General features: G+C 59.9%; 6 protein-coding genes. 3 read left to right on the top strand and 3 right to left on the bottom strand.

What is annotated here, in order from left to right; translation table 11 throughout:
• Nucleotides 1-342 precede the first annotated feature (342 nt).
• On the bottom strand, nt 343-735 hold the full coding sequence (locus tag IM708_RS16505; RefSeq protein WP_209427685.1) for a hypothetical protein: 393 nt from the start codon (nt 733-735) through the stop codon (nt 343-345).
• 218 nt (nt 736-953) lie between these two features.
• Here IM708_RS16505 and IM708_RS16500 point away from each other — a divergent pair, with 218 nt between their 5' ends.
• Entirely contained in the window at nt 954-1508 is a 555-nt protein-coding gene (locus IM708_RS16500) for a hypothetical protein (RefSeq protein ID WP_209427684.1), read from the top strand.
• A 213-nt stretch (nt 1509-1721) separates the two neighbouring features.
• Here the strand turns inward: IM708_RS16500 and IM708_RS16495 are convergent, their stop codons facing one another.
• Nucleotides 1722-3842 (bottom strand): DUF262 and DUF1524 domain-containing protein, encoded by a 2121-nt coding sequence (locus IM708_RS16495; RefSeq protein ID WP_209427683.1) that lies wholly within the window; start codon nt 3840-3842, stop codon nt 1722-1724.
• Between the two features lie 267 nt (nt 3843-4109).
• Between IM708_RS16495 and IM708_RS16490 the strand changes: the two genes are divergently transcribed.
• Together IM708_RS16490 and IM708_RS16485 are read left to right on the top strand one after the other, a co-directional pair.
• Nucleotides 4110-4418, top strand: a complete 309-nt coding sequence (locus IM708_RS16490; protein WP_209427682.1) for a hypothetical protein — start codon at nt 4110-4112, stop codon at nt 4416-4418.
• Between the two features lie 160 nt (nt 4419-4578).
• Nucleotides 4579-5199 (top strand): hypothetical protein, encoded by a 621-nt coding sequence (locus IM708_RS16485; protein ID WP_209427681.1) that lies wholly within the window; start codon nt 4579-4581, stop codon nt 5197-5199.
• Between the two features lie 85 nt (nt 5200-5284).
• On the opposite strand, the gene IM708_RS16480 is transcribed toward IM708_RS16485, so the two are convergent.
• Nucleotides 5285-6787: a 3-hydroxyacyl-CoA dehydrogenase gene (locus IM708_RS16480; RefSeq protein WP_209427680.1), complete on the bottom strand. Its 1503-nt coding sequence runs from the start codon at nt 6785-6787 to the stop codon at nt 5285-5287.
• Nucleotides 6788-6815: the final 28 nt, after the last annotated feature.

Below are 6815 nucleotides of genomic sequence, written 5' to 3'. Positions count from 1 at the left end.
CCGGCCGGGCGCGAAACACCAGAGGACGGGCAGTGGGGGGTGGTGTAATTTGAAGTGCAGCGATGTCTTCGTTTTGGTGGCGGATAACCGCGCCCACGCGTCCGTGGCCTGCCACCTCGATCGTGTCGCAACCATCGACCACATGGGCGTTTGTAAGGACCCAACCCGCCTTGTTAACAAGGAAGCCGGAGCCACTCGATATGGGTGCCTGAGCTTGGACGACCGATGCGAACAAAACCAACATGGCCGCGAACGGGAACTTGAGCAGAAACCGCGAACTCTCAGAGATACAAAAGATTATTCGGGAGACACTCTTCCTGGACACGGGCAGCGCGCACGATCTCATCGAATTCGTGCGCCAGCACCATCTCCAAACGCCTGCTCGAACGTCAGGTTTCCGAAGACGAAACGTCCGGTCGTTCCGTCGCTGAGCTGACCGATCGCGGTGCCACCGCTCCAGTCCATGGTGCGAGTAACGACAAGGTTGCCGGTTCGACCGTCCGCACAGCGGACCGGTGCGAGGATCGTCGGGGATCTGTCAAAAGCGTCATACGTCCCGCTACAGCGAAGACCGCCCGCGGTTTGCACCCAGAAATCGCTGTCGCCTTGGGTCCGGGCGGTGGTCTGCCCTTGTGCCGGGGTGCGCCCGATCACACCCGTCACTGGCATCGAGAACTCTGACGCACAGGCTCCCAATGTCATCACCGCGACCAGCGCCACCATCCCCAATTTCATCTCGCACTCCCAGACAAGATCACTCTCCTGTGAATGATGGAGGTGCCTTTAGGAATGGTCAACGGGCGAAAGCATCATCCCAGAAAACATGACGGAATGGCGGTTCGCGTTCAGTCGTAATTTCGCTACCCCGGCCCACGAGCTCTTGCGTTTCGCCTTGCCTTTCAAGATGTAGATCAACCTACTGGCCGGTATGCGTTTGTAGATGGATCTATTGCATGGTGACGCGCGACAACGCCTATTTTGAACGCCGCCTGCAGAAAGAGCATCCGCAAGTCTACGCCGACTGGAAGGCGGGTAAGTTCAAGACCCTAACCGCGGCCAGACACAGCATCGGATTAGGCAAGCGTCGAACGCGGTTTCAGGAGTTGATCAACGCCTGGGAGAAGGCGAGCACGCAGGAGCGGGACGACTTTCTGGACTATCTCCGCAAGCAGGGAGTTCAGCCAGCGAGCGTAGCGGCCGCGGCGGCTGCACCGACTGTTGCGCCCGCCGGCGGGGGTGCGACAGGCGGGAGCAGACTAGGATATCAGGTCGCCGTCGTTGGTAAGCTCACGCCGCAAGCGAAGGACCGCATCCTCGAGATTGTTCAGCGACGTGGACTGCTCGGGCAATATGGCGCGCCGAGATACGGCGCGATCATGCAGGAGTTGATCCCGCCCTTCAAACCACAGAACATGGCGCTTGCCCAGGCGATCCGGAACGGCACGCGGCTGAAGCCGGACATGGTGCGTGCCTTGGAGCAGTGGCTGATCAATCAGAAGCATGTGTAGATCGATCTACGTTGTTGGTGTTGGGGATCTACTGATGCGGGACTCAGATGTCGCAGCTGCTGCCCGAGATCGCGTAGGTCACCATGGCTTTGGGCCTAGGGGGGGGGCGGGCTCAACTCCGAAGCTTCAGAACTCAGACATGTTCCCGCCTCTACGGCTGGCGATGAAGGACAAACATAACTTGCTGATGCTTCACCCCGGGACTGTTCAGCATCATGCTCCGGCAATCAGTTCGCGCGCCTGGCTGACAAGAACCATCGCCCGATCGATATCTCCTTCATCATGCACAACCACCAATACACCTCCTTGGTGACTGGCGTTAACCACGAAAGTATAGTCGGCGGTGTCCTGAGCAAACCCATCGTGTCCCTCGACTTCATTGAAGTCCAAGGCGATCAGAAGGCCGATACTGCGCTTGCGCGGGATCAGCTCCAGAAAGAATTCTGGATCGTGGTAGCTGACGGACTTGCTTTCAGCCATCTCGATCACGTCAGGGAACGTCTCGATAATCTGGGCGCGCAAGAGAGCAAAGAGGGCGGAGGCCTCGGCTGTCATCGCGACCTGATCTACGGTGCGCCGGTTCGCACGCGCCTTCTTGTCAGCGGTTTCCATTTCGCGGATGAGGGTAGGGTCAGCATCTAGGCGGCCCCAGATTTCCAAGGCTCGCTTGGCCAGTCGGTGACCACGTGCCTCGATCTCAACATTGGTCCAGGCGAGTGCATCCCGGATATCCAAGTTCAACCGCACCGAACTCTCGGCGAACCCCCCTTCAATGGTCTTCTTTTCGTGGAATGGCCTGTCACTGTAGCGGCTGTTGTAGCCGGTCAGCGTGAGGTTGCCGAGGCTGTGCAGCCAGGTCTGCTGGATAGCCTGCCAGTCTGGGCCGAGCATCGCGCGCCACGCCTCGGGAAGCTTCTCGTTCTGCGGGAGAATGTGCTCGATACTGTAGGTGCTAGTATCACTTGCTTCCTTGCTGCCGCGGTTCTCCAACGCATCGAGAAGATGGAAACAGACGCGTTTGTGGTAGATATCCGCCTCCAGCAGCGCCTTCTCAAATTCTGTGTCCCCTGGAAAAGCATAAGTCGCTGGCATGCGCGCCATAGCCACCTTGAGGGAGGCCAGCGGGCGAGTATCGTCAATCCTATAGGCGAGCTTGGCGAACTCGAGACCGTATCCCCGGGTTTGCGCCCCGATGATCACGCGACGCAGAAGGTAGCTCTCGAGTAGGCCGATCGCTTCCAGGAACTCCGTCCGATTCAGGGAGCCCGTTGTCTCATGCGCCTCGTAAAGCCGCATCACGGCGATTGCGGGCACATCACCTAGGCGTCGGAGGCTAGCAAAAGCACGTCCAAGTTCGTCATCGCTGCTGCGCACTGCGAACGCTGCATAATGTCGGGCGCGCTGCAGAAGGTCGGCGAGCAGACTCTCAAGGGCTTGCGGGTCAGCTCCGATGGTCGCGAACTCCCGACGGAACCCGACATAGACGCGGTCGGACCGCTCCAGCTTCGCCGCCTTCGCCCTCAGGGCGAGAAAGTCCCTGATAAAGTTGTCGAAAACCCGTTCGCTGCCTCGAAATAGCGCCTCGATCTTGCACCAGTAAGCTTCGTAAAGGCGCGTCTGGTCTTTCTCCGGGAGGCGCATAAGGATGAAGTTGCGAATCAGATCTGAAGGACTCAGGTCGACACCGGTCGAGTTGAGGCTTTCGAAGATTAACTGCGGATCGTCGACACCTCGTTCGAGGGTGACGTCGACAACCACGAGCCGGTTCACCCCCATGTAGACAGTTTCCGGATCTTCCTCCAGCAAGAGTTCACGGAACAACTCGTAGTTGTCCCGGATCCTCGGTGACGGTTCGACCGGCAGTTCTTGAGCGTTGACCAGTGCCTGCAGCGTCGCGTCATCATGGCGACGGAGCCTGAGCTTGACCTCTCGGTCACCCTCTTCCTGCACGTTGCGTAGAAAATAGGCCTCGATACGCTTGGGGGTCGGTCCGTTTTCGCTGCCCTGCCAGCCTTTGTCCCGGATGTGGTCCCGAAGGGCGGTTAGTAGGAGGGTAAGGGTGGTGACGGGCTGCTGGCCGTCAATGAGGAGCCACCGGGTGAACCCCGCCGCGCTGTCACCAGTCGCGACATAGACGACTGAGCCGATGAAGTGCCCACGATCGCCGGAGTCAGCGGCGATCGCCAAGATGTCTTTCCATAGCTGGCGGCAGTTCTCCTCTGACCAGCTGTAATCACGCTGGAACACCGGGATGACGAACTGCGATGCGCCGTTGATGATCTTCGGATAGGGACGGTCAATAGCTTTCATTGCAGTCTCATTGTTGAATTTCATCACCCCAGTCATGAGGACTCGCGCGTCCGGCACCATGCGCATAGCTGCGAGACCCTGCCACAAAACTGTCCCCGATTGCGAGAGCAGCCCAGGCTGTTGGTGTCGATAGGCGCTAAGCGCGACAATGCCTATTTCGCCGCGCCGCTTTAGCGCGACCGTCCCGTGATCTGGGCTGCCTCGCGAGGCGGTGCCAATCCCAACTTGCGTGCTGCGTGTCTCAGCGCTGGTCTGATACGGGAGCGCAGTCGGGCCAACGAATAGAATGCCTTGAAGAATGCCACGGTCGACGAAAAGTTCGCGCTCCTCGATTGCCTCCGCACCGAGGGTATTTCAGGCGCGCGAAGGAGTTCGAACTTGCATTGCCGCCGCGGCGCTCGGCTCAGGTTGCGCCGGATGAAATTTGGTCAGACTCTCATTCCGACCTTTCCCTGGAAGATCACTGAACATGGCCGCCTGATCCCGGAAGCGACGGAGCGCATCAGGGACATCATGCGCCGCCGTGAGCTGCTCCCCAGGAGGGAATTCTTATCGCGCCGCGGTGATCATGGAAAAGCCCGGCCGCGGCTTCAAGAGTGAGGAATCGCAACTAACCCATGCGCTGAAGGCCGTTTGGCGCATACGGCCTAAATCGCGAAGGCATTGGAAAAGTTGCTCGTGACGCCTTAAAAGCAAAGCCGATGACGGAGGCACGTCTGGTCATCAAAGGCAATACCCACCAGAACTGAGCAAGGAACTCATGACTCACCAGAACCGCGTTGATCCTTTCGGCAGGCTTCACGCTGTCACGGCTCGCGGCGAACTCATGGGCAATCGGGGAATCTTGCATGATGACGCGAAAAGCATCACGCGAACGCATGCACATCAAAACTGGGTTGCCTGCGCGCTGGCCTTCAAGGGGCGACATCGCGAGATCATGCAGCCTGGAAAATACACCGAATTGTTCTTCCTTGATGAGGCGACCGCTTTCGCCGCTGGCCATCGCCCCTGTGCTGAATGCCGTCGCGCGCGCTACAAGGAAATTATTGGCGCTTGGCGTCAGGTTCACGGTGAGCCCGAAGCGGGTCGATCTCTTCCGCAAACCATCGACCGATTGCTGCATGCCCATCGAATCGCGCGCGGCGGGCGCAAGGTGTCCTTCGAGGCCGCTGTGGAGGACCTCCCGGACGGGACGTTCTTCGCGACAGGCGACCGTGCGGTGCTGATCTGGAACGACAGGCAGTTCGAATGGTCTTTTGAGGGATATGTCGAGTCCACAACGCGGGCTTCTGGGGTCGTGACGGTTCTAACCCCGCGTCCGATCGTCGGGTTGTTCCTTCACGGATTTCGGCCGCACGTTCATCGAACAGCCGACAGGTGATCATAGCCGGCAAAAGGGGTCACCAAAGGAGTGTCGCAACGAGCCCGATGACGGCGGCTCCACCAACCGAACGCCCACCAGAACGCTAGGCGATCTGCAAAGCTGATAAACCAAGACTGGCGCGTCGGCGCAGCCAAGCGCTTGGACGATAGCGGTCATCGCCGGTCAGTCTCTGCATTTCGGACAGGATAGCGTAGACTCGGTCGGGGCCAAGACTGTCCGCCAGTTCCAAGGGACCCTTTGGATAGTTCAGCCCCAGCCGCATTGCCAAGTCAATATCAGCGGGTGCAGCCAACCCGAGTTGTGCCATCTCGCAGCCCAGATTGGCGATCATCGTGGCAATCCGCTGGCCAATAAAGCCTGGGCTATCCTGGATAACTGTGACCGCCCGCGCCTGCCCCAGAAGCGCCGCAACCGAGTCTCGCATCACCGGGTCGCCCCCCGGGGCGGTCATCAGCGTGACGCGCTGAGAGATATCGCCTGACAGATCCACCGCTACCAGACGTCGATGATCGGTGCCGGTGCGCGCGCAGAAGGCCGCGCAATCCTCTCCCCACAACGCGACAAGCAAAGGCACAGCCTCTTCGTTTTCGGCCGATATCACTTGCGCCCCGGTCGCCGTCAACAGATCAGTCAGCGCCCCATCAGGATCGACCACAGCCACGCGCCCGGTCGGTGCATCCACTAGGGTCGCGTCGGGAGTGGGATGAACTGCGCTCTCGGGGTAGCTGTAAAAGCCGCGCCCCGTCTTGCGCCCCAATTGCCCTGTTTCAGTCATGTAACGGTGCTGAAAGGTGGTTCGCAGGCGCGGATCGCCATAGTTTGCCCGGTGCACAAACTCCGTCACGGGATAGTTCACATCGATCCCGGTGAAGTCCATAAGTTCGAACGGCCCCATCCGGAAACCCCAACAGTCGCGCATCACTGCGTCGACCTGAGAGGGACTCGCGACGTTCTCGTTCAGGATTGCCAATGCCTCGGTTGCATAGGCGCGCCCACCGTAGTTGACCAGAAAGCCCGGCGTATCTCGCGCCTCCACCGGGTTCCGACCCAATAGGCGACCAAAGGCAATCAGCCCATCGACAACGTCGCGGCGCGTGTCCGGGCCTGCGATGACCTCCACTAGCTTCATCACAGGAACCGGATTGAAGAAATGAAGCCCCGCGAACCTGTCCGGCTGGGCCAAGCCCACGGCAATCGCTCCGATAGGCAGGGATGAGGTGTTGCTGGCCAGCACTGCTTCAGGGCGCACTATATCGGCCAAAGCCCGGAAAAGGCCGCGCTTGGCCTCCAGATCCTCGACAATGGCCTCGATCACCAGGCCGCAGCTGCCGAAATCCTCCAGCCTTTCGATGGGTTGCAGCCGCCGGGCGCAAGCTTCCCGGTCCGCGCCGCTCATTTTGCCCGCCACCACGCGTTTGTCGAGTCGGGCGAGAACCGCCTTGCGCGCGGCTTCGGCAGCACCGTCGCGCTGGTCGTAGATAAAGACCTTTCGTCCTGCGACAGCGGTGACCTGAGCGATGCCTGCACCCATCGCCCCCGCGCCCACCACGCCGACGAGCAATTCCGGGTCGGTCAAATTAGTCATCCCATCCCTTTCTTCATTTTAGGCTGGC

This window comes from Pararhodobacter sp. SW119 (assembly GCF_017811755.1).
In the GTDB taxonomy this organism is placed as follows: Bacteria; Pseudomonadota; Alphaproteobacteria; order Rhodobacterales; family Rhodobacteraceae; genus Pararhodobacter.
Note: the sequence above shows the minus strand (reverse complement) of the source record. Positions and strands in the feature narration are given on the sequence as shown.

Coding starts and splice junctions, on each gene's coding strand:
- IM708_RS16505 (WP_209427685.1), bottom strand. CDS start 735: ATGAAATTGGGGATGGTGGCGCTGGTCGCGGTGATGACATTGGGAGCC.
- IM708_RS16500 (WP_209427684.1), top strand. CDS start 954: ATGGTGACGCGCGACAACGCCTATTTTGAACGCCGCCTGCAGAAAGAG.
- IM708_RS16495 (WP_209427683.1), bottom strand. CDS start 3,842: ATGAAATTCAACAATGAGACTGCAATGAAAGCTATTGACCGTCCCTAT.
- IM708_RS16485 (WP_209427681.1), top strand. CDS start 4,579: ATGACTCACCAGAACCGCGTTGATCCTTTCGGCAGGCTTCACGCTGTC.
- IM708_RS16480 (WP_209427680.1), bottom strand. CDS start 6,787: ATGACTAATTTGACCGACCCGGAATTGCTCGTCGGCGTGGTGGGCGCG.